The 26939-nt window shown below is 40.6% G+C and carries 25 protein-coding genes and 1 other annotated feature; of the genes, 10 read left to right on the top strand and 15 right to left on the bottom strand.

Annotated features, from left to right (window positions below):
* The first annotated feature begins 225 nt into the window (after positions 1 to 225).
* The 4 genes from MHB56_RS29135 (at position 226) to MHB56_RS29120 (ending at position 5124) form a co-directional block, all read left to right on the top strand.
* Complete coding sequence (locus MHB56_RS29135; RefSeq protein ID WP_341144328.1) at positions 226 to 2310, top strand: subtype B tannase; 2085 nt, start codon at positions 226 to 228, stop codon at positions 2308 to 2310.
* 165 nt (positions 2311 to 2475) lie between these two features.
* On the top strand, positions 2476 to 3168 hold the full coding sequence (locus tag MHB56_RS29130; protein WP_341144327.1) for a response regulator transcription factor: 693 nt from the start codon (positions 2476 to 2478) through the stop codon (positions 3166 to 3168).
* Positions 3165 to 4412, top strand: coding sequence for a sensor histidine kinase (locus tag MHB56_RS29125; protein WP_341144326.1), 1248 nt, complete (start codon positions 3165 to 3167; stop codon positions 4410 to 4412). The genes MHB56_RS29130 and MHB56_RS29125 overlap by 4 nt, the downstream gene beginning before the upstream one ends.
* A 142-nt stretch (positions 4413 to 4554) precedes the next feature.
* Positions 4555 to 5124, top strand: coding sequence for a hypothetical protein (locus tag MHB56_RS29120; RefSeq protein WP_076303738.1), 570 nt, complete (start codon positions 4555 to 4557; stop codon positions 5122 to 5124).
* A 23-nt stretch (positions 5125 to 5147) separates the two neighbouring features.
* Here MHB56_RS29120 and MHB56_RS29115 read toward each other — a convergent pair whose 3' ends face one another.
* A complete protein-coding gene (locus MHB56_RS29115) occupies positions 5148 to 6137 on the bottom strand; it encodes a zinc-binding dehydrogenase (RefSeq protein ID WP_341144398.1) in 990 nt (329 codons plus the stop codon).
* Between the two features lie 131 nt (positions 6138 to 6268).
* Here MHB56_RS29115 and MHB56_RS29110 point away from each other — a divergent pair, with 131 nt between their 5' ends.
* Complete coding sequence (locus tag MHB56_RS29110) at positions 6269 to 7123, top strand: LysR family transcriptional regulator (RefSeq protein WP_076302134.1); 855 nt, start codon at positions 6269 to 6271, stop codon at positions 7121 to 7123.
* Positions 7124 to 7227: 104 nt separating this feature from the next.
* Here MHB56_RS29110 and MHB56_RS29105 read toward each other — a convergent pair whose 3' ends face one another.
* The 3 genes from MHB56_RS29105 to MHB56_RS29095 all read right to left on the bottom strand — a co-directional run bounded on the left by MHB56_RS29105 (position 7228) and on the right by MHB56_RS29095 (position 9988).
* Positions 7228 to 8055 carry a formylglycine-generating enzyme family protein gene (locus tag MHB56_RS29105; RefSeq protein ID WP_076302084.1) on the bottom strand — a complete coding sequence of 276 codons (828 nt, stop codon included), beginning with the start codon at positions 8053 to 8055 and terminating at the stop codon, positions 7228 to 7230.
* A gap of 163 nt (positions 8056 to 8218) precedes the next feature.
* Positions 8219 to 8854, bottom strand: a complete 636-nt coding sequence (locus tag MHB56_RS29100; protein WP_036677315.1) for a glycoside hydrolase family 11 protein — start codon at positions 8852 to 8854, stop codon at positions 8219 to 8221.
* 252 nt (positions 8855 to 9106) lie between these two features.
* Positions 9107 to 9988 (bottom strand): alpha/beta fold hydrolase, encoded by an 882-nt coding sequence (locus tag MHB56_RS29095; RefSeq protein ID WP_076302083.1) that lies wholly within the window; start codon positions 9986 to 9988, stop codon positions 9107 to 9109.
* A gap of 157 nt (positions 9989 to 10145) precedes the next feature.
* Between MHB56_RS29095 and MHB56_RS29090 the strand changes: the two genes are divergently transcribed.
* Entirely contained in the window at positions 10146 to 10859 is a 714-nt protein-coding gene (locus MHB56_RS29090; RefSeq protein ID WP_076302082.1) for a MerR family DNA-binding transcriptional regulator, read from the top strand.
* A 47-nt stretch (positions 10860 to 10906) separates the two neighbouring features.
* Here MHB56_RS29090 and MHB56_RS29085 read toward each other — a convergent pair whose 3' ends face one another.
* The 5 genes from MHB56_RS29085 to MHB56_RS29065 all read right to left on the bottom strand — a co-directional run bounded on the left by MHB56_RS29085 (position 10907) and on the right by MHB56_RS29065 (position 15046).
* The gene (locus tag MHB56_RS29085; RefSeq protein WP_076302081.1) at positions 10907 to 11716 is read right to left on the bottom strand and encodes a GNAT family N-acetyltransferase; all 810 of its coding nucleotides are present in this window, start codon (positions 11714 to 11716) and stop codon (positions 10907 to 10909) included.
* Positions 11717 to 11763: 47 nt separating this feature from the next.
* Positions 11764 to 12004, bottom strand: a binding site (T-box leader).
* Between the two features lie 103 nt (positions 12005 to 12107).
* Positions 12108 to 12557, bottom strand: a complete 450-nt coding sequence (locus MHB56_RS29080; RefSeq protein ID WP_076125859.1) for a DUF1569 domain-containing protein — start codon at positions 12555 to 12557, stop codon at positions 12108 to 12110.
* A gap of 250 nt (positions 12558 to 12807) precedes the next feature.
* Positions 12808 to 13689: a phosphotransferase family protein gene (locus MHB56_RS29075; protein ID WP_076302080.1), complete on the bottom strand. Its 882-nt coding sequence runs from the start codon at positions 13687 to 13689 to the stop codon at positions 12808 to 12810.
* 98 nt (positions 13690 to 13787) lie between these two features.
* Positions 13788 to 14351: a hypothetical protein gene (locus tag MHB56_RS29070; RefSeq protein ID WP_076280624.1), complete on the bottom strand. Its 564-nt coding sequence runs from the start codon at positions 14349 to 14351 to the stop codon at positions 13788 to 13790.
* A 347-nt stretch (positions 14352 to 14698) separates the two neighbouring features.
* Positions 14699 to 15046 (bottom strand): VOC family protein, encoded by a 348-nt coding sequence (locus MHB56_RS29065; RefSeq protein WP_076125591.1) that lies wholly within the window; start codon positions 15044 to 15046, stop codon positions 14699 to 14701.
* A 788-nt stretch (positions 15047 to 15834) separates the two neighbouring features.
* On the opposite strand from MHB56_RS29065, the gene MHB56_RS29060 reads away from it, so the two are divergent.
* Positions 15835 to 18894 (top strand): ATP-binding response regulator, encoded by a 3060-nt coding sequence (locus MHB56_RS29060; protein ID WP_341144325.1) that lies wholly within the window; start codon positions 15835 to 15837, stop codon positions 18892 to 18894.
* A 45-nt stretch (positions 18895 to 18939) separates the two neighbouring features.
* Here the strand turns inward: MHB56_RS29060 and MHB56_RS29055 are convergent, their stop codons facing one another.
* The 5 genes from MHB56_RS29055 to MHB56_RS29035 form a co-directional block, all read right to left on the bottom strand.
* Complete coding sequence (locus MHB56_RS29055; protein ID WP_076125594.1) at positions 18940 to 19734, bottom strand: SDR family NAD(P)-dependent oxidoreductase; 795 nt, start codon at positions 19732 to 19734, stop codon at positions 18940 to 18942.
* Positions 19735 to 19900: 166 nt separating this feature from the next.
* Entirely contained in the window at positions 19901 to 20926 is a 1026-nt protein-coding gene (locus MHB56_RS29050) for an AraC family transcriptional regulator (RefSeq protein ID WP_076302077.1), read from the bottom strand.
* Between the two features lie 18 nt (positions 20927 to 20944).
* Positions 20945 to 21892 carry an LLM class flavin-dependent oxidoreductase gene (locus MHB56_RS29045; RefSeq protein ID WP_076190360.1) on the bottom strand — a complete coding sequence of 316 codons (948 nt, stop codon included), beginning with the start codon at positions 21890 to 21892 and terminating at the stop codon, positions 20945 to 20947.
* On the bottom strand, positions 21873 to 22235 hold the full coding sequence (locus MHB56_RS29040; protein WP_076184608.1) for a hypothetical protein: 363 nt from the start codon (positions 22233 to 22235) through the stop codon (positions 21873 to 21875). The genes MHB56_RS29045 and MHB56_RS29040 overlap by 20 nt, the downstream gene beginning before the upstream one ends.
* 37 nt (positions 22236 to 22272) lie before the next feature.
* Positions 22273 to 22722, bottom strand: coding sequence for an OsmC family protein (locus MHB56_RS29035; protein WP_038571065.1), 450 nt, complete (start codon positions 22720 to 22722; stop codon positions 22273 to 22275).
* Between the two features lie 150 nt (positions 22723 to 22872).
* Between MHB56_RS29035 and MHB56_RS29030 the strand changes: the two genes are divergently transcribed.
* Positions 22873 to 23358, top strand: coding sequence for a nucleoside deaminase (locus MHB56_RS29030; RefSeq protein WP_341144324.1), 486 nt, complete (start codon positions 22873 to 22875; stop codon positions 23356 to 23358).
* Positions 23359 to 23481: 123 nt separating this feature from the next.
* Here MHB56_RS29030 and MHB56_RS29025 read toward each other — a convergent pair whose 3' ends face one another.
* Positions 23482 to 24381: a glycerophosphodiester phosphodiesterase gene (locus MHB56_RS29025; RefSeq protein ID WP_052097044.1), complete on the bottom strand. Its 900-nt coding sequence runs from the start codon at positions 24379 to 24381 to the stop codon at positions 23482 to 23484.
* A 327-nt stretch (positions 24382 to 24708) separates the two neighbouring features.
* Between MHB56_RS29025 and MHB56_RS29020 the strand changes: the two genes are divergently transcribed.
* Both MHB56_RS29020 and MHB56_RS29015 read left to right on the top strand, forming a co-directional pair.
* Complete coding sequence (locus MHB56_RS29020) at positions 24709 to 25683, top strand: glycoside hydrolase family 43 protein (RefSeq protein WP_076302076.1); 975 nt, start codon at positions 24709 to 24711, stop codon at positions 25681 to 25683.
* Positions 25684 to 25731: 48 nt separating this feature from the next.
* A complete protein-coding gene (locus tag MHB56_RS29015; protein WP_076190363.1) occupies positions 25732 to 26874 on the top strand; it encodes a glycosyl hydrolase family 8 in 1143 nt (380 codons plus the stop codon).
* The last annotated feature ends 65 nt before the right edge of the window (positions 26875 to 26939 follow it).

Here is a 26939-nt window from a genome sequence, read left to right as displayed (position 1 = left end):
GTAAATTTTACCAAACTCATCTCTACTGTCAAATGAAATCCAGTACCAATGCTATTTTTATGCCACAATGTTTTGTTACATTCTTATCCGAGCTCCTGAGTAGAGTTAATTGATAACGTTTGTTGGCCTTAAAAGAAGGAGTTGGTATATGACACTGGATCATTCAGATTAGTACAAAAGAGACTGATGAGATTATCTACTATTTTTAGAAAAAGGAGATACGAAATGAAACTTAAAAAATGGATTGCCCCTATCCTCACATGTTCTCTGATGAGCCTCTCTTTCGCTACAGGATCTGCAAGTGCAGCAACTAACAGCGAGTATAGCTTGAAATTCAATGCGACTAACTATACTACAAAGACCATAACGGTGGATGGTCAATCCGTCACTTATCGGGCATATGAGAATATCGTTTATGTAAAGAACCCTGTAGATATTAATTATGAAACTATGAACGTCTATGTCCCTGAGGAATACTTCCAGGGTAAGTCGATCGGTAGTTACACCGCCGATACCGCACCTATCTTCTTCCCAAACCAGGTTGGCGGGTATATGCCTGCTCAGCCAGGTAGTACTGAAACAGGTAAAGGAATGGGTATGGGGGCAGGTCCACAGAACGGCGCTCCGAAAACAGACAAGGAATCCGCAGCAGCCCCAGGCGCCGATACAGGAACGGAATTGAATAAACCCGCTGCGGGTAAAGACGAAAACGCAGGAACACCTTCATCTGAATCTCCCAGTGCTATCGCAGTTGCCCTGTCCAAAGGTTATGTGGTCGCATCTCCAGGCGCTCGCGGTAGAACTACAAAGGACGAAAAAGGTGTTTACACTGGTAAGGCACCCGCAGCTATCGTAGATCTGAAGGCGGCTGTCCGCTACCTTCGCTTTAACGACGACATTATGCCTGGTGACGCCGAGAAGATCATCTCTAACGGCACAAGTGCTGGCGGCGCGCTCTCCGCATTACTGGGTGCTACCGGCAACAATGCGGAATATGAGCCTTATTTGGAAGCGATCGGAGCAGCTGATGAGCGTGACGACGTTTTTGCCGTTTCGGCCTACACGCCGATTACGAATCTAGATAACGCAGATGCAGCTTATGAGTGGCAATTCAACGGAATTAACACTTATGAAAAACTTGATTTCTCCGGAAATACGGATTTTAACATGGAAAGAAAGTTGGTAGAAGGAACATTGACGGAGGATCAGATTCAGGTATCTAACGAACTGGAAGCTATGTTCCCTGAATACGTCAATAGTCTAGGACTTACGAATACTGACGGAACAGCTTTGAAGATGGATGCGGACGGCAATGGCACCTTTAAAGATTACATCAAAGCTTTTGTGATCGCTTCAGCGCAAAAAGCGTTAAAATCGGGTACAGATCTGTCCGACAAAACCTGGATCACCATTGAAAATGGCACTGTTACGGATATCGACTATGATCAATATCTTGCTTACTTGGGCAGAATGAAACTGCCTGGAGCCTTTGACGGTTTAGACCTGAGCAATGGTGAAAACGATCTATTCGGCACAGCGAATGTCGCTGCACAGCATTTTACTCAGTTCGGTTTGGAGCATGATACAGCGGGGGGAACACTTGCTGACCAGAATCTAGTGAAAATGATGAATCCAATGAACTATATCAGCACTGAGGGAACAACCACTACAAATAATTGGCGGATTCGGATGGGAACCAAGGATAGTGATACTTCCCTCGCTGTTTCTACTATATTGGCAACAGAGCTTGAGAACAAAGGTTCAAACGTTGACTTTGCAATGGCTTGGGATATTCCACACAGCGGAGATTACGATCTGGATGAGCTTTTTGCTTGGGCGGACAAGGTTAGTGCTACTTCACCAAAAGCATCCGCAGCTGCCATTCCTTCCAAATCATCATTGTTGGTGAATGGTAACAAGATATCTGTTAACGCGTACAATATCGACGGCAGCAACTATTTTAAATTACGGGACATTGCTATGGTTTTAAACAACACTACACAACAGTTTGAAGTGACATCGGATGAAAATACGAATACTTTAAACATTACATCTGACAAAACGTACACTCCGACGGGCATTGAACTTTCAGCATCTGTAAATACTAGTTCAAAGACCGGTGTTATGACAGCCACTAAGATAACTTTGAACGGACAAGAGATTTCAGTAACGGGCTATAATATCGGCGGTAGTGAGTATTTTAAGCTGAGGGATATTGCAAAATCACTTGATTTTAATTTGGAATGGGATGCTGGAACGCACACCATAAGTATAGATACTTCTAACATCTATAAGGACAGTAATAAATAATAGAACAGTAACTTATTCTGGTTACAAGAGGCCGATCCTTCAATCGGTCTCTTTCCATTCCATTTAGAATGCGATTATTTCCCTCACGAACATGCAGTCTTCCTTGCTCCTTTTAGACAATTTACATACAATAAGGTCCAAGATATCGGAATAAAGGTGGTAGCTATGCAGGGTAAAGTGAACATACTAATTTGTGATGACAATATAGCTGTACATGAGAGCATATCTGCTTATTTACAGGCGGAAAATATGGAATATGAATCCGTATACAATGGTGAGGAAGTTCTTTACAAATTGGAAGATCAGCATTTTGATCTCATAATTCTAGATATTATGCTGCCTGGACTTTTTGGGACAGAGGTCTGCCGTAAGATTCGCTTGACTAGTAACGTCCCGATTATAATGCTGAGCGCAAAAGGTGAGGAAACTGACCGCATATTAGGCTTGGAAATTGGTGCAGATGACTATATTACAAAACCGTTCTCCCCCCGGGAGGTCGTCACAAGAGTAAAAACCATTTTAAAACGCACTCATTACACCTTTCCAAGTGAAGACGCCATCCTGACGCTGGGAGAAATGAAGATTGACCGAAATGCTTTTAATATCAAAATTAATGGATCACAAATGGAATTTACACCTAAAGAGATCGAATTGCTTATCTATTTTACAATTAATAAAAACAAGGTGCTTTCAAGAGAACAAATCTTAAATAAGGTCTGGGGTTATGATTATTTCGGTGATACTAGAGCCGTTGATAATCTCATAAAAAGAATGAGGAAAAAACTGCCTGAAAAGAATTTGGGATTTGAAATCAAGTCTGTTTATGGGATGGGCTACAAAATGGAGACTTCCACATGAAAAAAGTAACTTCCAACAAAAAAGTGATTTATCTGGCCATCCTCTTTTGTTTCATTTTAGGACAACTTGGAGGAACCTTGATTATTAAACAGCTTTTTTTGAATTATAAATTAAAAGATATGCTGCCTCAGGCCTCTGCTATAGCTGCTGAAATGGCACAAAATGAGATGAGCATTCGAGGTTTTAAACCGTATCTTATGAAGGTGTATGATTTAGAGGGGAATGACCTTTCACCTGGTGACGAAAATAAGCATCTTTTTTTCAATGTTACATCGGAAGAATTCAAGGATGCCCTTATAGATTATATTCCCGAAGTAATTAAGTACAATAAATTCGCTGCGATTAAACATATTAATGGGTTTCCGAGTAAATCCATTGTCGTAGGTGCACCTATTATTCAGGATAAACAAGCGGTCGGAGTCGTCTTTTTATTAGAACCTGGTAGTGAATTTCAGGCGGTATTGAATGGCTTCTATTACGTTTTTACAGGTACCCTTCTGTTAGGCACACTAATAATCAGCTTCTTTATATCCTCCTATCTAAAGGAGATGAAGCAGCTTGAAAAGACTCGTCGGGATTATATAGCGAATATTAGCCATGAGCTGAAATCTCCCATTGCCTCTATCAGAGCTTTAACGGAGACGCTGGCAGATGGAATGATTCAAGATGAAGAAAAAACAAATAAATACTATGGAATTATTTTATCCGAATGTGCGCGCTTGCAACGATTGATTTATGATGTACTGGAATTATCAAGAATGCAAAATAAAAAAGAAACTTGGAATAAAGAAAAAATAGATACTCAGGAATTAGTCATGCTTATTGAGTCTAAATACTCTTTCTTGTCCGATGAAATGGGCATTGTATTTGAGATTACAGATAACGCCAGAAACCTTCCAGATGTTTTTTCTAATAAAGATAAAGTGTTGCAATTAGTCAATATTTTGATGGATAACGCCATGAAATACGTTCAGGAGGATGGGAAAATAACTTTTGATGCTATTGTGCATTCGAGGGTTGTAACTGTGCAGATATCAGACAATGGACCCGGCATTGCAAAAGAGCACCTCCCTTATATCTTTGAAAGATTTTACAAAAGTGAACAGTCCCATAATGAAAAAGGAAGTGGTCTTGGGCTTGCTATCGCCGAGGAAATTGTAAATGGTCTGGGAGAAAAAATATTGGTTACAAGCAAACAGGGAAAAGGAACGGCTTTTCAATTTACCATTAGACGGTTCAAATAATAACTCTCTCATTTAACACCAAGAAGGTCAGGTAAGGGTATTTCCCTCTACTGACCTTCTTATATTTTATTAATTGTGTAAAAGAAACTATCTTCCATCTTATGGGTATAATTAACATAAAGCTCTATAGGAGGGAAAATCATTGAGAAAAATAAGGAAGCTGATTCTTTTAGGATTTTGCATCATGATTTTACCGGGAACCGTAATTTATGCTGCAGCTGGCTCATCTGAAGTTTCATTATATTTGAATAATGTGCTTCAAAAACAGCCCGCAATATTGTCCGAAGGTTCGATTTCCTTGACGACAGAACAGTTGTCTAAAGATTTATTTGCACTATTCACCTTGGATGAATCAGGTAAAACCGTTCGAATCTACAAGCCTAACATAAACATGGTAATGCTCGATAATAACGGAGAGATTTTTGGTAAAGTAAAAAGCCCGTCACGTTTTGCATTTTCTACTCTATTACAGGTGGATCATTTAAAAACAGAAATTTCAGATATTAAGGTTGTGATCACCGATCCTGCGGATAAAACAGAAACCATTGATGCTCAACAAATTAAGAACAGCGAAGAAAACTTTTGGTTCAAAACCAACGAGTATACATATTCCTTTACTACAAAGGGCACCTACACTATTCAAGTATTTTTTAAAGATGTGGCTTCGAAAAAGTGGTTTCCTGTCTCCGAAATCGATATATTTGGCATTTGAATTCCAGTTATAATGGACTCCGCTCATTCTATTCTTATCGCGATATTACCAAATTGTTCTCCCTGCTGCATTCGGTGAAATGCCTGAACTGTGTCTTGTAACGGATACACTCGATCAATGATAGGTCGAATCGAATGGTGTTCCATAAATTGAAGCATATCCGCAAACTCTTCACTACTTCCCATTGAGCTACCTATGATACTAATTTGCGGGAAAAATATGGCTCGCGTCGGGATTTCGATTCGATCTCCTGAGCTTGCACCAAACGTAACAATACGTCCATTGGGTTTAATAATATCAAAGTAATGTGGGAACGTCGCAGGCCCAATGTTGTCGAGGATGAGATGAACGGTGTCTCCTTTCATGCTTTCCTTCCAGTTGCTATGACTGTCAAACGCATGATCAGCTCCATGAGCGAGTGCAGCTTGTCTTTTCGTTTCACTGCGTGAAGTGACACTGATACGTGCACCCACCGCTGAAGCCATCATCATGGCATAAGTCGCAACCCCACCACCAATGCCAGGTATAAGAACATGTTCACCTTTCTTTAAGCGGCCTCTAGTGAATAGCGCCCGATAGGCTGTTAAGGCAGATAAGGGCAGCACGCCGGCTTCTTCCCATGACAGGTAAGCTGGCTTGCTGATGGCATTTTGCGCAGGAATGATGATTGACTCAGCGAATGTGCCTTCTGAAGGTCCCCCTACAATGGCTGGAACGTTTGGAACATTGTCGCTATATTCCCATCCGATGCACGGATTAATGATGACATCTTCACCTACATTATGATCCAGCACACCTTCACCTATTGCTTCAATTCTCCCCGCGCCATCAGAGCCGATAATCAAAGGAACATCCTGTTTTGTTCGGTCATCCATGATAAACAAGTCCCTGTGGTTCAGCCCTGCAGCCATTAACCTAACCTTCACTTCTCCAATCCCCGGTTTCTTATCCATAATCTCTTTATAGTTCAAGCCCTTCAGGCCACCTTCTCCAGCATGTACAATGGCTTTCATCATCCAAGCCCCTTCCTCAAGTTGTTATTAATGAATCTATAATAAATTTTACATAGTGGGTGTAATCCAGTAAAATGATCAAAACTGAAGGTGACTATCATAAATCATCATACCAAGAAGGTGCAAAGGAAATGGAAAGTGGAGATTTGAGAATATTTCAAGCGGTTGCTCGCGAGGGTAGCATAACGAAGGCTGCTCAAGTCTTGAATTATGTCCAGTCAAATGTGACGAACCGGATTCAGTATCTAGAAGCTCAGCTGAAAATCCCCCTATTTCGTCGATCCAATCGAGGGATGACGTTAACGCCGGCAGGTGAGAACTTACTGGTATATACAGACAAAATATTATTACTAATGGACGAGGCTGTGATAACCACACAATACTCTGAGCACCCTGCTGGTCCGCTCCGTTTAGGTTCCATCGAAACAACAGCGGCTACTCATCTGACACCTCTGCTAACCGAATATCACTTACGATATCCCGAGGTTAATCTATCGCTTATAACGGGAGAAACGCATAACCTCTTACAAAAGGTGCTTGATTACCAACTAGATGGAGCCTTTGTTTATGGACCCATTGACCAGCCTGATATAGAACATGTTGTTGCTTTCGAAGAGGAGCTGGTGCTTATCTCACAACCAGGTAAGAGCGAAATGCGCGAATTGCTTACAAAGCCAATGTTGTTTTTCGACGTCGGATGTACACATCGTGCCAAAGCTGAGAGTTTCCTAAATGAAAGCGGGATGAGCTCTTATAAGATTATGGAATACGGAACGTTAGATGTAATTCTAAGTGGGGTTTCAGCTGGACTCGGCGTGTCAATGCTGCCCCAATCTTCGATTTCCAAGGCCGAAGAGGCGGGAGTAATTACTTCCCACCGTCTGCCTGAAGGATATCGAGATTTGCAGGTATTGTTTGTGTATCGCCGGAACGCGGTTTTTTCTAGTGCGTTGTCAAAATTAATCCAAATGATCGAAGAAATATAGCAAACATACATATTGGGGATTGATTATATTCGAGCGCAAAGCTTGTTTATTAATCAAACCCTTTTCAGCTTTTTACGATTATACTTGGTATGTCTTGTTCCCATTTACTCACCACGAATCACTCGAAAACCTTGATCAGGACCCATACCATTCGCTTCGAACTTTCCCCGAAATGAAATCTCGTTGTTGCTAATGCCGCCGATCCACCCGCCACCCTTTACAACCCGAAAAGAACCGCTCTTACTATCTATATCTCCGTACCAGTTCCAACACCATTCCCTAACATTCCCTGACATATCGTAAAGACCTAGCTCATTAGGTTTTTTGCCACCAATAGATTTTGTTTTGTTATGGTTGTTTTCTATGATCGGCCAGTTCCAATCTCCTGATAAGTATTTGTCTCCAGCGTTTTGCCAATACCATGCTACTTCATCTGCTTTATTGCTTCCACTGTAGGTGTAACTTTTGCTTAACTGTCCTCCACTTGCAGCATATTCCCACTCTGCTTCAGTAGGCAATCGGTAACCATTAGCTCCTGCATTGAGCGTTACTGTCCATTTTAAATTATCATTATCACTCTTATTATTCGGATCTTTTTTATTTTTATCTATATTGTAATAGGGTTTGAACCCCTCTTTTATACTTCTTTTATTACAGTAATCTATTACGTCATACCAGTTAACCATTTCTACTGGCAATTTGTCGCCTTTGAATGCTGAAGGGTTGCTTCCCATTATTTCAACCCACTCTTTCTGAGTAACTTCATATTGCCCGATATAAAAATTTGATATAGTTGTACTTTTGTAGTTGGAATTTGTGTTAATGAAAGCCCCGCCTTTGACTAATACATAAGTATCCTTCTGTTCAGGCTTTTCTTGCGAACAAGCGCTGATAACAACTACTATTAAAAGAGAAATTAATAGTTTTCTCATGGATATATCTCCTTTCCAACCACTGGTATGTAGTTAAGTATCATTTGTTGAATGATCTAGAATGATCTAAGGCTGCCGGCTGTGGACCGACAACCTTAGCAATGACAGTGATTAATAGTTATTTTAATCATCTGGAGATGCCTGAGCTGGTCCGATGCTCAAGTTACCATACTGTTACGTTTGAGCTCCCGCTACTTTGATATCCTTCTGTCGCTAACACCTGATAAGACCAACTGCTGCCCAGATTCATTCCGTAACTTTTCCAAGCATTAACGTGGTTGGCAAAAGTGATCGCGACATTGCTTCCCGTTGCTCGCTTGGATTGTCTTACACTCCAAAACTGTGTGAAGGTTGCCGTACCATCAATAGAAGGGGCGTTCGTTCTCGTAGTCGTATATATATCATATGTGCCTCCATCACTGGTCACGGTACCTTTATAAGTTCCAGTAGGTCTATAAGTGCCCCAGCTATCAACGACGTAATATTCTATGAGGGAGTTTCTCGTCCACCCATAAAGAGTTAAATACCCATTGCCGGATGGTGCCCAGACGCCTGCATTGTAGTTTATTGTTCTAGATGGGGATCCAGTATTCCAACCTTTACCAACAACAAAGTTACCAGTATTTGACCATGTAACACTGTAATTCCCACCAGATCCATTAGTAGCATTTACTGTCCCGCCACCATCGGTCCAATTTTGCCAATAGTCTGTCGCTGCACTTGAGGTTGCTGCAAACAAGCTGAAACTCATTGAAGCTGCCATAATTACAGTCACGATTTTCTTGTTAAATTTAAACATAATCTACCTCCTGAAATTTTTTGTCACTACATACCTACATACTGCTTGTCTGTATTTCTAGTAGTCGAAGCAATTCCTTGTTGGGGCAGATTCGCAACACCACTTCCTTCCATATATATTAATGTAAGCGATTACATATGGAATTTTATCATAGATCGTTTACTATTTAATCTCTTCAAATTAAAGCTTTTACCCTAAAAAGTATTGTTCTTTTGGGATACCTTATTCACTGGATTTTTGTATCTGCCACAATTACAATCCAGTATTTTTTAGTAACACGTTCATAAACCAAGGCTTAATCAGTGGTAAGACTACTGCTGGTTGCATAGCTTTTGTATGGTCCATCTGGGCTCCCGAAAGGATTTCAACATCCCAGCCTAAATCCGCCAACTGCTCCTTATTCTTTTTTAACAACCCGACGATGTCAACGGTAACGCTCCCGAAATTTTCACCGTAAACAATCGTATCATTTCCACCTGCAAAAGCTAGTTTAGGGAGACTAAGCAAATGTTGAATACTGCGATCATCAAAGGCTGTGAGGCTCTGGTATAGAGAGACAAATTGTGCTGTAACACGGGTATCTATGGTAACCTTTATATTGCCCCAATCCATTTCGTTTGGATTCTCCGATCCTGTTGGGCTTTCTACAGATTCATTTTGGTTACTCAAAGCTTGTGTATGTGTTTTATGGGTCACAACCCTCATTTCTTGATAGGGGCCATTATAGGGTGGAAAACCTCCCATTACCAAACTCTCCAAGCGATCTGTTCTTATAGCCATTTGCAATCCAATCAACGCAAGCCAGGAATAACCGTAGTAACTAAAGCTTGTAACATTCATTTCATCCGCAATGTGGAGAAGATCCTTCACAATATGATCTGCTGTTAGATTTTCCTCTGGATATTGAAATAGATGACCTTCATAATCGAAATAAAGCACTTGAAACGTATCCGCTAATCCTTCAACAAAATGTTTACCTAATTCGGGATCTACTCCCCATAGCTTTAAGTTTTCTGCTTCCTGATTGTACACAGATTTTTTAGCGATGGGTAACATGAGGGTTGGACAATCTGGAAGTCCTGCCATACCTACTTCTATTTCTGATTGGTTTGCTAATTGTATTATCTTTTTCAATGAACTCACTCCTTTGTGTTCTATAAAAGTATCATATAACATTCATGCAATCTTTCGGTTTATCCCTCTACCTCCCTTGATATATCTACCTAAATTCGATTTAATATTGTTGTAGCACTTGAAGGTTCAACTTTAATGTTTTGGGGTGATGATGTTTATGGAAGAGATATATACACCTACACTGATAGCTAAGCAATTAAATGTGAGTACCACTACTTTAAGGAGATACGAAGATCAAGGCTTAATTCCAGATGTATCAAGGACCGCCAGCAACCGCAGATGTTACACTTCCATCCATGTGCAAGCTTTTATTACCATTCGGGCATTATTGCAGGGATATGAAATTCCGGTTGTGTACGATGTGATGAGGAAGATAAAAGGCCAGCAGATGGAGTCTGCTCTTTGGGCAATCAATCAAGAGCAACATAAGACCCAAGTGGAAAAAGAAAGGTTAGAGGAAGTCTTACGCATGTTTCGGGATGTTGATTTATCTAAATACAAAGATTTAACTGTATCAGATTCAATGACGATTGGTGAAGTTGCACAAATGGCAGGAGTTAATCCATCAGCTATTCGGCATTGGGAACAAGAAGGGCTAATCTCTTCGAATAGGAACAAAGATAATGGCTACAGAGTCTTCACTTTAACGGAATTAAGAAAAATTATTCTTATCAGCAGTTTAAGGAAAACTGTTTATTATATCGAGAATATGAAACAGCTTTTGAATGAAATAGAAACACATAACTACAAAAAAGTGGAGGTATCCTTTCAGCTTGCCTTACAAAAATTGAATTCTCAATTAATGAAGCAGTTTATCGGGATAGCTGAACTTACAAACTATGTGAAATTGTATAAAAGTAATGCCAAGTAACATAATGATCATAGAAAAAGGGCTACCTTGCGGTAGCCCTTTTGTGCCTATTTGAACTTGATGTCAACAATCTTCCCTCTTTCCACAAAACCAATATTTCGATAAACCTTATTCGAGTCAGGATTCTTTAAATCAGCATAAAGCATGGGCACTAAATCCTCCGATAAAAGAACAGAACATAACTCTGCTACTAGTGCACTTGCATAACCTTTTTTCCGGCAAGACGGAGGTGTGTATACCGCATTTAATCTGGAATATCTTGCCGACCTATGTGCAATGTACGCCATCGATACAGGTTTATCGTCTACAAACCATAAATACAAGTTCCCTGTCTCAATCATCCTCTTGGCATCTAGAATTTTAGCTTCTGGGTTCACCCAAACCCCATAAGCCCCCTCTGAGAAACCCGCCAAAAATTCTGCTACAATGGCCACGTTTTTTCTCGTTGCTTGCTGCATTGTACCTTTTACGTTCAAAGGTTTCTTTGGATCTGTACAGAAATAAGATTCTATAGTCATCGTGGACTCATATTGAAGATGATTTGCCTGAGAATACAGCTGTGCAAAACGTTCTGTTGTTTTTGGTTCTCCAGATACTCCCGGTAATGTAGTCTCTTTAAGAAATTCTATAAGTTCTTCGTAGAGAACGGCCTTCTTATCCTCGACAATATCCTTAGAACTCCAAAGCCATGCGTTATGTCCCGTTGACTGGGCATAAATCATTGTTTCATCAGAATCTTTTAAGCAAGTAGAACTCTTCGACTCGCAAATAAGGTGAATCAGGTTGTATTGAACCTCATCAGCAATAAACATATCCTGGCTAAGTATTCGATCGGAGACATTGATTTTTTGAAACATTGTTACTCCTCCTTATTTATTTATAAGAACGCAAAAAACTCCGTCCCATTAGGGACGGAGTAGATTCCGCGTTACCACCCTGATTGGTGTATTTATGAATACACCCTCTCTGCTGCCATCGTCCAACAACGATGCTTCTTTGTAACGGCAGAATCCCGGGCCCGCCTACTATGATTTCGGGAGCCAGCTCTGAGGCGATTGTTCGATTCGGGTGTCCTCTGCCTCGCACCAACCGGCAGTTCTCTGATCGACATATCCGGATTTACTTGTCCTCTTCGTCGCATTTGATTGCAATGTAATTAGATACAATATAAAGTAATAGGGATTTTATGTCAATAAAAAATATGTAAGTTGGCGACGTTAAACAATTATTATTCACTGCGAAAAAAGACTAAACACCAAATTGTCTTAAATGATGGTCTAGATGTTTATAAATCCCTTTACCCCATTGCTCCGGAGTGAATTTTCCGAAAAAAGGATGTGGATGGGATGAACAATTCTCCGGACCGTTACTTTGAAAAGTTATAATCTTTTGTTTCAGTATTTCTTTTTCTTTTCCAAAATCTCTATCATCTAAAATAAGTATGGTCGGAATTGTTGACATATTATGTGGTACTGGCTTGTCATTGTAAAAAATAGATTTCACAAACCCTCCTATTAATATTCCTAGCCAACTTCTAGGAGGAAAGGAGTTTCCATTTGCGATGTCTTGAAATGCTGAACAGTGAGCCAACATTTGAGAAACATTCATTTTTCCCCACTGTGGGTTTGAATTTGGACTTAAATTCTCGATACGGCTCAGTATTTCCGCTGTATGTAATTTGTTATATATATTTTCCATAAACACACTTCCATTACGTTTTTTGGGTTTTCGTTTTTTTCATTATTAGTTCTGGTGATCCATATATCACGATAAGCTATTGTATTCATGATTGCATCATAATAATTTTACAGTATACTGCCGATCTAATATTCGCCATTTCCATTATTCTATCCTTTATTCACTATCATGTCCTTTAACGTAATAAAGCTATCCATCATGGAGGTAGCTCCTCGTCTTAAACTGTCTTTAAATATCGTTTCCCGTTAGTTCAACAACCTACGGATTTCTGCAATACAGAAATACTTTCCTTTAGGAACGCCCTATTCTTTTCAATCCCTCTATTTTTACACCAGACAACAGCACCAAAAGCATCGTAAAAATCATAAAAGGGTAGTATTGTTTCCAAACCCATTAGAGGACGAATTGTTGAATATCCCTCTTTATACGAAATTCTACTTTGAGGATTCACTTCCCAAACATATCGGTTAATTTTTGTGAAATCAATTTCCGAGGATCCACCCCGTGCACTCTCAAAATCAATAATTCCAACAACCATATTATTATTTGTTAGTATATTACCTTGTCGAAAATCCATATGAACAACACACGGGCCATCAGGAGGAGGTAAAACTGAGAAAGCACCCTTAAAGTAATTAATACATTTTTCGAAAAGTCCTCTCTCAAGGACTTCCTTGCAAGGTTCTATAAATTTTTCAAAGCTATTTCTTATATAAAGTCTCCAATTGTTCTGATTAAAAAATTGAAAACCGTCTAATCCTTCCACACCATATCCCGGCATTTTAACTTCATGCAGCTTTGCGTGAAGTACTCCAATTTGAAATGCTAATTCATCGTCAATAGCACCTGTACATGGTATACCTTTAATCTCAGATAAAAGTAATGCACCAGAAATTAAGTCATCCCCACTCCAGAAGTCTAACACCTTTGGAACCGGTAATACCTCCCTCAACAGTTCAAGCATACGATATTCGCGATATAGTTTATCCCTGTTATAAGGGATCTTCGCATACAGCGTTTCTCCATTAGTAAGATTCAGCTTGTATACTTGTGAACTAAAGGACTCAGGAACATTATCTATACTTAATACATTAAGGTTAAATCTTTTTATGATTGTTTCTACTAAGTTCAACTCGCACCTCACATGTTATGAATGAATAGTAATTAGTTCAGCTATCTTATTCTTAATTTTATTGAACTATCCTAACCATTAGTGCAATAAAATTACACTTAGCCCTTTTTCCTTCTTGCTCTCAGGTAAATGACCGAAATCACTACTAGTCCTATTGCAATTACAAAATACAAATCAATATCCTGCTCAAACATTAACCACATCTTGTATTCTAGGTGTACTTGCTGTTTGGGTCGAAGTCCTTCACCGAATAGTTCTGTTGCTTGGTTAAGGTTATTCATCTCAATTGTTGAACTGCATGGACTACTGCTTGATTCGCCATCCACTTCACTAATGTATATTAAGTATTTATTACCTTCCTTAAAATCAAAACCCCAAGTGTAGTCTGTTCCCACAATAATTTGAGAGTCAACTTCAGTTTTCCAACTTCGTTCAACATCCACTAATATATATCTGATTTTCTCTTTTGGCCCCGTAAATCCTTCTTGTTTCAAATCGACCTTTATTTGTTTTACTTCACCGTAAATTGCTCCACCGTAGACCTCTAGGGCTTCTTGGGGACTTCCTAACTCGACACAGGATAAAGCTTTAGCATCTTGTCCATTTGCAATAAAGAATGCGAATGTGAATAAACATATTAACGTGATTAAACGAAGTTTCAATTTACCACCTACTCTTATGATTTTATTACATAACTTCTTTATTGACATAAGTTATAGGTGAAATGTTGCACTAATTTTCCAATTCCTTCAATGAAATAGGGAGTACACCTCGACGGTATGCTCCCTATTTGGGTTGACAATAGTATTTCGTTGGCTGTGGATGAAGCGCAAGCGCCGCACCTCAGATGATAGAAGTTAAAGTTCTTCCTGGGAGCTTAAAGCTTTGAAGAAATATTCCCCACGGATTTGATTCAACTTTATTCCCTAATTCATTTACAATTAGATATTGAACTGAGCTTTTATAAAAAAACGCACCTGTTAGCTCAATAGCAATAATCTGCAACTCCTTACTTCTCCCAAAGCTCGATCAGTCGACCTTCTGGATCTTCAATCCAAATAAACTTTCCAAATTCACTAATCTCTATTTTCTTTGCAAGAGGTACACCAATCTGTTCAAAATGCTTAATCGTCTCGTTTAGATCATGCACTTGGAAATTTAACATCACTTGTTGTTCTATTGGAAAATAACTGTCATCCTCGGTAAAGAAAGAAAAAATAGTCTCATTTCCCACTTGAGGTTTTATCACAGTCCCATTCCAATTCTCAATGTCAAGCTTCAACACCTCACTGTACCACTTTTTTGTAGCTTCAAGATTTTTAGTTCTCCAGAATATTCCTCCGAAACCTTTAATCATCGTATCTACACTCCTGTCTGCATTGAATTTTCTAATAATATACCCTTTAGGATTAAGGAGAATCCACCGTTAACCTCCAGTTATTACACTGAAGGTTAGTACTAACGGGGTATTCAAAATCACATTCACAATAAACGAGAAGCCTAGCTTATGAAAAATGATATTGGAAGCAGGAGTGAAGTGTATCGGACCCTATAGTCGCTATTAACCATAATTCGGCTCATTTGAGAACCTATCGGACTCTATAGTCGCTATTGGCTCGAAAAGCCCTCATATCGCGCATGTTTGGAACAAATAACGCCTCTGGGGTCCGAAACACTTATTAAAAGTCAAAATTCAGCCGAATAGCTGCATCTGAGTCCGATCGCTCATGGTGAAGAGAGCGTGTGGGAATACAATACGCACAACAAGCAGCATAGTCGCACATCCGGAATCACAGACGCCAAACCAGCAACATAGTCACAAATTAGGTAACACAGACGCCCAACAGAGAAGCACCAATCAAGTATTGAAGTATCCGTGTGTTCGTGTGTTCGTGTGTTCGTGTGTTCGAGTACGCAAATGTTCAAGGAGTTACATCATGCTTCTTCCATGTGGAGATCATTCCTCCTAGCCCAACGCGGTGTCCGTTGCTCATTACTTCTCCTTCTTATGTAAATAATCTTCATTTTAGATTCTAGATTAGAATTATTTGCTATAATGTTCTCATGAAAAATAAAACTATTCTAAACAAATTAGCTATCATTCTACTTTTTATAAGCATTCTCTTTGGCCTACGCTGCATTTGGTTGAGTATATTTAAGGTTTCCAACACTGTACCTGTGATTAACAATGGTGTACTGGATTTACGCGGCCAGGATCTGGAGCAGGCTAACTTATTCAGGCTGGATGGTGAATGGAGCTTCTATCCTTCGCAATTCGTTTCTTCGAAGACTTCTACTCTACCAAAGCTATCCCACTCGCTTCAAGTTCCTGGAAATTGGAGCCATGTTATGGGAAGCGATCAGAATTCTTCTTATGGTTATGGTACGTATCGTTTGCGAATTTTGGTAGACCCGCTTCAGCAACCTGTCTCTTTCTGGATCAAACAAATTTATTCCGCTTCCAGTGTGGAGATTAACGGCACTCCTATTCTCAATAATGGGGTAATAGCTCTTGATGCCGATACATATGTACCCAAAACCACCTCATATACAGCAGCTTATTTTTCAAAAAACACCACAGTGATAGATGTATTTATTCACGTAGCTAACTTTGATCACCCCTATAAGGGCGGTATAAAAGGCCCTATTTTCTTTGGCTCTCAGGAACTCATTGACCGGACATACTTTTACACTGTCGGATTTCAAATGCTTACAGCAATTATCTTACTACTGCATGGGCTTTATGCCTGTATTCTGTACTTATTTAATCCTAAAGAACGTGCTCTGTTTCTTGTAGGATTAATGACCTTATCTGTAGCTGTAATCCTTTTAGCTCGAAATGACAACTTAGTGCTTTCATTACTGCCGATTAATTATACTTGGTCCTTAAAAATCCGTTTGATCGCCTTCTTATGGCAAAACCTTTTTATTCTGCTTGTTTTCAGGAAATTCACCTCAGGTACCAAAGTCAACAAGTGGTTACGTGCTTACACATGGTGTCTTTTCCTTTATACCTTGTTTATATTTATTGTCCCTGCTTATTTAGTCAGCACATCCATTCATTTGGGAATCATTCAAGTGTTCCAGTATATTCCCTTCATTTGGTTGCTCTATAGCTTAGGGCGCTTATTGTTCAAAAAGCAAGATGATAAAGATGTTGTTTTTCTGCTGTTATCAGGTGCGGCGATCGTTTCTAATTTGTTATGGAATTTGTGGGATAGTAACGGACACTATTCAATTGTCTATTATCCTTTGGATATTATCGCAGCCATCGTGGGCTTCTCAGCTTATTGGTTTAAAAAGTATTTTCAAAATGCTAAAGAGAACATGGAATTAAATGAGCAGCTGAAAAAAGCAGACAAACTTAAGGACCAGTTTCTTGCTAATACCTCACATGAGCTGCGTACACCGCTTCACGGAATCATGAATATCGCGCAAAATATTGTCACAAAAGAAAAGGACAGACTTTACGAAAGTAGCCGTCAAGATATGGAACTGCTGATTACAATCAGCCGCCGTATGTCTCATATGCTTGGTGATCTACTGGATGTGGTCCGTCTTCAGGAGCATCGTGTTATTTTACAACAGGAACCTATTTCGGTTCAATCGGTAGTTCCCGGTGTGATTAGTATGCTTCAATATATGATTGAAGGTAAGCCAGTCCAGCTATCTATGGATATCCCGGAAGCTATGCCGCCAGTTCTTGCGGACGAGAAAAGACTGGTGCAGGTTTTATTAAATCTGGTGCACAACGCGCTCAAATACACCGAAGCAGGACTTGTAGCTGTTAAGGCTGAGGAACAGGACGGACAGGTTCTTATCTATGTGACAGATACCGGAGTAGGCATGACTGAAGAGACTATGGCACGGATATTTCTACCCTATGAGCAAGGCCCTCACGGAATAAATGACGGGCGTGGAATTGGGCTGGGATTAAGCATATGCCGACAGCTGGTAGAACTGCATGGGAGCAGCCTAAACATTCAATCTGAGCTTGGTAAAGGTTCAACTTTTAGTTTCACTCTCTCTCTTGCCGATTCTTACAGCGAACAGATAATAAAACAGACGGAACCTACAGTTTCGTATATGGCAGATGAGATTCATAGACAGATGGCTGAGTGGGGAATTTCCGAACACCAGCCAAGTAATCTCTCTGAAAAAATTCCGCCGCTTTTTACAGAGATGAAGGTAAATATTCTGGTGGTAGATGATGATCCTGTCAATCTGAATGTACTAAAGGGTATTCTTGAAACCGAACCTTATATCATAACTACCGTGAACTCAGCCCATGAAGCATTGGAATTGTTGGATAAAAGGAACTGGGACTTACTTATTGGCGATGTTATGATGCCACAGATGTCGGGATACGAATTAACACAGAAGGTTCGTACTCGCTACTCCTTATATGAGCTCCCGATTCTATTGCTTACTGCCCGTAGTCAGCCTGAGGATATTTATACTGGATTTTTGTCCGGTGCCAATGATTATGTCACAAAACCTGTGGATGCAGTGGAGCTTAAATACCGTATTCGGGCTTTAACTGCAATGAAGCTATCCTTCAATGAACGGGTGCGGATAGAAGCAGCCTATCTACAAGCACAGATACAACCGCATTTTTTATTCAATACGTTGAACTCTATTGCCGCACTCAGTGATTTGGATACTAAAAAAATGCAGGAGCTCATTGGCGCGTTTACTTCTTTCTTAAGAATCAGTTTTGACTTTTTAAATATCGGAGAGCTCGTGAACCTCTCCCATGAACTGGAATTGGTAGAATCTTATCTTTATATTGAACAGACTCGATTTGCAGAAAGGATATCTGTTGTCTGGAAGGTAGATCCGAATATTGACATCCTAATTCCTCCTCTATCCATCCAACCGTTGGTAGAAAATGCTGTTAAGCACGGTATACTTAAGCGCCAACAGGGTGGGACTGTTGAAATACGTATTATCCGTCTGCACAACGCTGTAAAGATTGAGGTGGAGGATAATGGGCAAGGTATGGATTCCGGGACCCTCTCTTTACTGCTGAAGCCAATGATGGAAGGCAAAGGTGGCATCGGGCTGGCCAACACCCATCGGAGGTTAAGTCAATTATATGGTCAAGGTCTCTCGATCCAGAGTAAGCCTGGAGAAGGCACCTTGGTATCCTTTGTTATACCAGAGGACAGTGATAACTTTTCAAGCAAAAAAGCCGCTCCATAAGGAGTGGCTTTTTTGTATCGTTATCTATATCCTTTTAGAGTAAGCTTAAAAAATAGTCGGCACCATTCCCCCATCCATGCGAATTGGAGAACCTTTAAATGCAGAGGCATAAGGACTGCATACAAATGCTGCTAGTCTGCCTATTTCAAAAGGTTTAATAAATCGTTGTATTTCAGATTGTGGAAGATTTGTAGTCATGAATTTTCTTTCTTTTTCTGAAAAAGTCATATCTTCATTGGAGTATATCCCATCAATAATTTGATGCACATTTTCAGAAAGTGTTGGTCCTGGCATGATTGTATTGACTGTAACTTCAGTTCCTATCGTTAACTTAGATAAGCTTTTTGACAATGATAATAACATTGATTTGGTCATTGCATATTGAGGCATTTGGCCTGAAGGCATAATGGCTTCTTCACTAGCAATAAAGAGAATGCGGCCATAATCTTTTTGTAACATTTTAGGTAAATAGAATTTTGTTAATCCATTTGCAGCAAGGACATTAGTACGGAAATATTTTTCGAATATTTCGTCGTCAACGTCCTCATATTTCATAATTTCATAGATACCCATATTATTAACTAAAATATCTATATTAGGGTATTTTTCGAATAAGGCTTCTCTTTGTTCAATATTCACAATATCCGCTGTAGCATTTTGTGGAGAGGTAGCCGGGAAATTTGACTTTATTTCATTTACAGTTTGTTCTACCTGATCATAATTCCGTCCATTAATCAGTACATTAACTCCTTCTTTAGCAAGTTCAAAGGCGATTGCTTTGCCAATACCTTTTGTTGATCCTGTAATTAAAGCTGTTTTATTATTTAATCCCATATCCATATTACATTTCTCCTTTTATCACGGCGTGCTGAGTAGTTGTCATTTCAAGAACAGTCCTGTGTGCCGGCTAGGATTATATTATCGTACCGGGGTTGTTCAGTAACTAGCGGATTGCGCCAAAGTTCTTGTTTAACACGCCAATGATAAATCTCTGAAAATACTGTCTTTATGAAGAGGGTATCGAGTTTAAACCTAAATGTTCAGTACGCCAATTTGAAGGAGTATCACCTTCCCAAAGACGGAAGGCACGGTAGAACGAGTTCTGGTCTTCATATCCAATCAAGAAAGCCACTTCTTTAATATCAAGCGATGGATCTGCCAGATACTCTCGTGCTTGCTCATGTCTAGCTTGTGTCAGCAATTGCTTGAAGCTTGTGTTTTCTTCAGTAAGCCTGCGTTGCAACGTACGGTCACTCATACTTAATGCCTTCGCAACAGCATGAATGTCAGGGCGTCCTCCGCTGAAGCTGTGTTTCATGATCCATTTGACCCTCTCGGTTATAGAGCGAGTGCCCTTCTGTTCAGCAAGCGTCCGGTCCAAAAAGGGAGTCAGAATCTCCAGCAGCTCTTCGTTGTACGAGATAAAAGGCCGATCCAAATCATTTCGACGCAACGTCAAACGATTATATTGAGCACCTATCTGAATTCGGCAGCCGAAATAAGCTTCAAGAATCTTAACATTTCCTATAGGCTGTGAAAACTCGACAAGCTGTGCTGTCAAAGGTAGACCTGTGCCTCGCCGCCCAAGCTCTAGAAGAAATGCCAAAGTGAGGCCTAGTAGCAGCGGTGGACCAAAATGCCCGGGATGCTGCCATTCCAATTCGATTGTACATAGCTCGCCTTCTTCGGTAAAACGCAAGCTTTCAGGAGGGCACATTTGTTTGTATCGTACCATTCGCTTAAGAGCATCGCGATAGTCCTTAGCATGGTATGTTGCTAAGACCGTAGGCGGATATTGTGTAGTTTCAAAGACGGTTGCAAGCTTAATGATTCCTTCGGCTGTATCCCCAATGAGATCGGAATATGCCTGCCAGACTGCGAAATATTGGGCGGTGGTGACTTCTGACTCTGTGATCTGGCTAAGTGGAAGATTTGCTTTGCTGGCTACATCTTGTGCAGTTATTCCTAATTGACTTAATCCAGCCCAAAATCCTGGTGGGATTTTAATTTGATCAGAGGTATGAGACTTCATACATATGGACCTCCTTTATTAAGAACTCCAGCACGCTTGGGCAAGCAGTTCGAACGAATGTAACCGTTTCTCATAATCTGGAATCATGGTAACGATAATGAATTCATTAACTCCATACAAAAGAGATAACCGTTCCAACTTACCTTTAACACTTTCCGGAGTACCTACCAGCAGCTTGCGTTCCAAGGGCTCAGACTTCGCTTCGGCAGAACCTTCTTGTTGGAATAATGCCGTACCAGATGAGGCCAATCGCTCTGCCTCTTCCTCAGTCTCGGCGCAAATGACGCCAACAGCAACCATGGCCTGCGGTTCAGGAGAAAGTGAAGAAGGAGTAAAGGTTTCACGGTAAGCTTGCAAAACCTCCTCCCCTGCTACATCGCTCATGAACTGGCCAAACACATAACCTGCTCCAAACTCGGCAGCATATGCCGCGCTTTTCTTGTTTGTACCCAGCAGCCATAGCTCTGGAGATACGGGAGGGACCGGACGGGCGGTTATTGAACGTCCTTCATAGGAATAGTTACCCTGCAATAATTCAGTGACGCCTTTAAGCAGTTCTGGCATTTTCCAAACATTTTCGAGAAAATTTCCACTCAGTGCTAAACTTACTTCAGCAGTACCGCCGGGAGCTCTGCCTAATCCAAGGTCGATGCGTCCCGGGTACAAACTGGCCAGCAAATGAAATGCTTCCACCACCTTTAGCGGCTTATAATGTGGCAGCAATAAAGCGCCTGAGCCAAGGCGAATGTGTGCTGTTTTCGCTCCAATATGCGATAAAAGCACCTCCGTAGAGGTACATGCTAATCCCGGCATATCATGATGTTCAGCAACCCAATAACGAGTATATCCCAGTCTTTCTGCTGTCTGAGCCAGCTTCACTGCTTGTCCCAATGCGGTACTAGCATCCACCGTATTAAAAACAGGTACGAGATCTAATACACTAAGCTTAATGGATGTTGTTGTCATGGTTAAGTCCTACTCGAGGGTTTCGGTAAAATTCGATCATATCGATAAAAATAAGCTTGTAATCAACTGCAACCGCGGCCAGATCATACATTCGGCCATGGCCGTCTTCTTTGGAGGCAAAAACAACATCGTGCCGCAGCTTATCCATAATCATTTTGCCGATGAACTGATGCTCGTATTCTGCGTACTTCTTTTTGAAAGCTTCATTAAATTCCCACAGCTCTTGGTAAGACCGCTCTAGCATTGCGTTTACCAAAGTCAGCTCGTTGCCCTCTTTTTGTACAGCCACGTAATAATTTCCGCGCTCATCCTTGATCAAATCCTTATATAACTCAACGTTCAAAGTTAACGTCTCCTCTCTGATTACCTAGGACTCAATTTTATAGGCTTGCAGTCAGCACCGTTGGCTCTGTCGTGATTTCTACGTTTCCTGCAACGGCTCTGGAGATCATGCAGGAGCCTTCTGCTTTATGGGCAATTCGGATGGTTTTATCGATATCGTCCTGTGACGCATCTTTGGTAAGGGTGATTAAGGGTGAATGTTTGATGGCTTCATATGTAAAAATGTTATTCGTTACATCGACCGTCGCCTCTGAGGTTAACGTCAGCTCTGAAGTCGTAAGCCCTGCCCGCTCCAGCATTGCTGCAAGTGTAATGAGATAACAGGTTGCTGCTGCTCCCAAAAGCATCTCATCCGGATTCGTTCCTACTCCGGGTCCTCCCATTTCCTTCGGAATGGAAATTTGAGTCTTAAGCTGTCCAGCTTCAATAGTTCCGTCACTGTTACGGCCACCGTTCCATACGGCGTTCAATATAAATGGGTGCTTCATTTTTATATATCCTCCCTAGCTTGATATGCATGATATATTTTTCATCGAATACTTTACATGCTAACATAGAAGAATGTGGTGAACAAACAGGCTCAGGCCTACTATTCATGAAACTTATCTATAAATTAAAATTCAGGAGGTTCTACCATCATGATAAACGACACGGATATCAAACATCTTAAGCGTTGTATTGAACTTGCCCAAATTGCACTCGAAGCTGGGGACGAACCCTTTGGTTCCGTCCTTGTATCAGCAAGTGGCGAAGTGCTGGCGGAAGACCGCAACCATGTAGGTAGCGGTGACCATACTCAGCATCCCGAATTCGCTTTAGCCCGCTGGGCAGCTCAGAATATGACACTGGAAGAACGTAAGCAGGCAACAGTGTATACCTCCGGAGAACATTGCCCTAAGTGTGCAGCGGCACACGGGTGGGTTCATTTAGGACGAATTGTATATGCAAGTTCCTCGAAGCAATTATCGGCGTGGTTAAATGATATGGGAATTGCAGCATCACCCGTCCGTAATTTAAGTATTCAGGAGGTTATTCACGATGCGTTCGTAGATGGCCCTGTACCCGATCTTGCAGAACAAGTACGGGAGCTTCATCTACAATTTCACGAGAAAAGACTTCATTAGTATGACGAAACAAAAATAATTGATTTTTCCGTAAAAAAAGAACCTTTGTATAAAGGTTCTTAGGCTGTCGAGAAAGTCTCGACAGCTTTATTTATGCCCAGAAAAGGGTGATTTCACATCCCTTTACCTTTTATTATTCTTAATTACTTCGCTAAAGCGGTCAGGGAAATTTGTATGTACACCATCTACACCCCAAATTACGGCTTTATCCATATTCACTTGATAATTCACAGTATATGGAAACACCTTTAGCCCTGAATTTTTTGCCTGCGCGACATATGCCGCATTTATTTTTTGAAAGTTAGGACTTATGCCTACAGCATAAGTTTTTAATCTATTCACATAGGATTCTGATATTTTATAAACAGGGAAATCATACCATACAATTTGATAAAGAGGGACTGCTGGATTTATGGAATGGAATCTACGTAAACTCGCTTCACTAAATGAATGAATAGCAACATGAGCCGACAGATCATAATTTAAAATTTCTTCGTTTAACAATGCCTCGATGTTCGAATTCGACGTGGGATCTTTAATCTCAATCATATAGTCCACTTCTTTTCCGAACCTTTCAAATACCTCTTTTAGTGTCGGAATACGTAAATCTACATATTTATCTCTAGCGAACATGGGATATTGTTCATTAAACCATGAACCCGCGTCTAATTTTGAGATCTGCTCTAAAGTAAAATCCTTTACATACCCTTTAGCATTCGTGGTACGGTTTACGGTCCCATCGTGAATAACAACAGGAACATGATCTTTTGTTAACTGAATGTCTAACTCGATATAATCGGTCTTCATATCAATGGCTAGCTCGAATGCAGGTATTGTATTCTCAGGAGCATATCCTGAAGCACCACGGTGAGCGATGGTATATACTTTATCCGCAGGCATGATAATTTCCTTTACTTTAATGCGAATCCAGGGGGAATAAGCATACAAAGAGGTGAACAATAAGATTAATAAAAGCACATGTATACCTATAAAGTAGATTCTGGAATTTTGAATTTTTTGCATTAAGCTGACCTCATCTTTTTAAAAATATAATGTAGAATACTTGGTGTCTTTCGCTCTAACATTCATTCTTGTGTAAAATTATGATTTATATTCCCTTATGTTAATCTCACCTCATTGTATTTGTAAGGACAAAGTTTGGAGATTTCTATTGTACCAGATTATCTAGAGAAAATATTGCGAGGCAGCATAAATGGGAAAGGGTCTGCAAGGTCAAGAAAGCAACATCTAAACTTTGTGGGGTATAAACTATAGTTGCTATATATACAGAGTCCTAAAGTTCTTATACCATTAACTTTGTAAGCGATTAACTTTATAGGAGGAAATGACTTGACAAAGCCAGTGCAACCCAATGAACCTCTCGTAACTCATATTTATACTGCGGATCCTTCTGCTCATGTATTTGAAGGCAAGATTTATATTTATCCCTCTCATGACCTGGATCACGATATGATCTCTAATGACAACGGTGACCAATATAATATGGAGGATTACCATGTTCTGTCTATTGATGGAGATGGCTCCCCTTGTATCGACCACGGTGAAGTGCTTCATGTGAAGGATGTCCCATGGGCTAAACAGCAAATGTGGGCTCCGGATGCAGCATACAAAAACAATACCTACTATTTGTTTTTCCCAGCCCGAGACCATGACGATATTTTCCGAATTGGGGTTGCAACCTCAGCGTCACCTTCCGGACCCTTTACACCTGAACCGAACTACATTCCCGGCAGTTATAGCATTGATCCCGCTGTTTTCGTTGATGATAGTGGCAAATCATATATATACTTTGGGGGTCTTTGGGGCGGTCAACTTGAAAAATGGCAAACCGGCTCATTTGTTGCGGATGCAGAGGGACCGGCTGAAACGGCACCTGCTCTAGGACCTATCGTAGCGGAGCTGAACGAGGACATGCTGAGCTTTGAAGGTGCGCCTAGAGAAATATCCATCGTCGATACGAACGGAAATCCGATTCTTGCTGGAGATGAAGAGAGAAGATATTTTGAAGGTCCATGGGTTCATAAATATAACGGTTATTATTATCTTTCTTATTCCACGGGTACTACCCATAATATTGTATACGCTATCAGTAAAGATCCGCTTGGGCCTTTTGTATATCAAGGAAAAATACTTACACCCGTCCTGGGCTGGACAACACACCATTCTATTGTTCAGTTTAAAGAGAAATGGTATTTATTTTATCATGATAGTTCTTTATCTGGTGGTGCTGACAACAAGCGTTCTGTAAAATATACGGAGCTGAAATACAACGATGATGGCACCATTCAAACCATCCATCCTTAGTTTTTATTGAAATGGAGTGCATGCGTAGTGCACAGGAGGGGAAATATCATGCCAATAACACAACAAGGTGCTTTTTATACGGGGAAATATCGCAATTTATTTAAAGAGCTCGGCTTTTCTGAAGATGAAATCAACGCTAAACTCGAAGAAACTTGGAGTGATTTGTTTTACGGAGATCCGAACGTACGAATCTACTATCCGCTGGACGAGGATAAAAGCTATATTCTGGATACAGGTAATCTGGATGTTAGGTCTGAAGGAATGTCCTACGGGATGATGATGGCTGTTCAAATGAATAAAAAAGATGAGTTTGATCGTTTATGGAACTTCTCTAAGACGTTTATGCAGCACAAAGAAGGCCGTTATGCCGATTACTTTGCTTGGCACTGCAAGCCTGACGGTACAAGAATTTCTCAAGGACCCGCACCGGATGGGGAAGAGTTTTTCGCCATGGCTTTGTTTTTTGCCTCAAAACGTTGGGGGAACGGTCCGGCACCTTATAATTATTCCGAGCAGGCTCGAATAATATTGCGTGCTTGTGTACATAAAACTGAAACAGGCGCTGGTGACTCAATGTGGGACGCGGAAACGAAACTGATTAAATTCGTACCGGAATCCACCTTCAGTGATCCATCTTACCATCTCCCCCATTTCTATGATTTGTTCGCTTTGTGGGCTGATGCAGGTGACCACATGTTTTGGCGAGAAGCGGCGGAAGCCAGCCGCTCATATCTACACACTACATGTAATCCTATAACTGGTCTCGCTCCCGAATATGCTAATTTTAACGGCACCCCGGCAGAACCCCAGCCTCATGGTGATTTCAGTCATTTTTTCAGTGATGCTTACCGGGTTGCGGCTAATATCGGTTTGGACTGGGCATGGTTCCAAAAGGACAGCTGGCAGGTCGATCAATGTAACCGGATTCAAGCTTTTTTTAGGAATATCGAAGTTTCCAATTACCGGAGGTATACCATTGAGGGACAGGCATTCGACGAACCGGCGCTGCATCCGGTAGGCCTTTTGGCGACCAACGCTATGGCTTCGCTTGCTTCTGATGGCCCGGAGGCAGAGCATTTTGTCCGTTTGTTTTGGGATACACCTTTGCGAACTGGACAACGTCGTTATTATGATAACTGTCTGTACTTCTTTAGTTTACTGGCCCTAAGTGGAAACTATCGCATTTATTGAAGTAAATCGAACAAAACAATAGGACTCCATTCCTCAAAAAGCCGAGGAATGGAGTCCTATTAATC

The organism is Paenibacillus sp. FSL H8-0315, assembly GCF_038005365.1.
Lineage (GTDB): Bacteria > Bacillota > Bacilli > Paenibacillales > Paenibacillaceae > Paenibacillus_AQ > Paenibacillus_AQ odorifer.
The sequence above is the reverse complement of the archived record's forward strand: the minus strand, read 5'-3'. Positions and strand labels throughout refer to the sequence as shown.

Coding starts and splice junctions, on each gene's coding strand:
- MHB56_RS29030 (WP_341144324.1), top strand. CDS start 22,873: ATGATAAACGACACGGATATCAAACATCTTAAGCGTTGTATTGAACTT.
- MHB56_RS29090 (WP_076302082.1), top strand. CDS start 10,146: ATGGAAGAGATATATACACCTACACTGATAGCTAAGCAATTAAATGTG.
- MHB56_RS29130 (WP_341144327.1), top strand. CDS start 2,476: ATGCAGGGTAAAGTGAACATACTAATTTGTGATGACAATATAGCTGTA.
- MHB56_RS29035 (WP_038571065.1), bottom strand. CDS start 22,722: ATGAAGCACCCATTTATATTGAACGCCGTATGGAACGGTGGCCGTAAC.
- MHB56_RS29015 (WP_076190363.1), top strand. CDS start 25,732: ATGCCAATAACACAACAAGGTGCTTTTTATACGGGGAAATATCGCAAT.
- MHB56_RS29125 (WP_341144326.1), top strand. CDS start 3,165: ATGAAAAAAGTAACTTCCAACAAAAAAGTGATTTATCTGGCCATCCTC.
- MHB56_RS29110 (WP_076302134.1), top strand. CDS start 6,269: ATGGAAAGTGGAGATTTGAGAATATTTCAAGCGGTTGCTCGCGAGGGT.
- MHB56_RS29100 (WP_036677315.1), bottom strand. CDS start 8,854: ATGTTTAAATTTAACAAGAAAATCGTGACTGTAATTATGGCAGCTTCA.
- MHB56_RS29105 (WP_076302084.1), bottom strand. CDS start 8,055: ATGAGAAAACTATTAATTTCTCTTTTAATAGTAGTTGTTATCAGCGCT.
- MHB56_RS29115 (WP_341144398.1), bottom strand. CDS start 6,137: ATGAAAGCCATTGTACATGCTGGAGAAGGTGGCCTGAAGGGCTTGAAC.
- MHB56_RS29025 (WP_052097044.1), bottom strand. CDS start 24,381: ATGCAAAAAATTCAAAATTCCAGAATCTACTTTATAGGTATACATGTG.
- MHB56_RS29050 (WP_076302077.1), bottom strand. CDS start 20,926: ATGAAGTCTCATACCTCTGATCAAATTAAAATCCCACCAGGATTTTGG.
- MHB56_RS29045 (WP_076190360.1), bottom strand. CDS start 21,892: ATGACAACAACATCCATTAAGCTTAGTGTATTAGATCTCGTACCTGTT.
- MHB56_RS29065 (WP_076125591.1), bottom strand. CDS start 15,046: ATGATTAAAGGTTTCGGAGGAATATTCTGGAGAACTAAAAATCTTGAA.
- MHB56_RS29080 (WP_076125859.1), bottom strand. CDS start 12,557: ATGGAAAATATATATAACAAATTACATACAGCGGAAATACTGAGCCGT.
- MHB56_RS29135 (WP_341144328.1), top strand. CDS start 226: ATGAAACTTAAAAAATGGATTGCCCCTATCCTCACATGTTCTCTGATG.
- MHB56_RS29055 (WP_076125594.1), bottom strand. CDS start 19,734: ATGGATATGGGATTAAATAATAAAACAGCTTTAATTACAGGATCAACA.
- MHB56_RS29085 (WP_076302081.1), bottom strand. CDS start 11,716: ATGTTTCAAAAAATCAATGTCTCCGATCGAATACTTAGCCAGGATATG.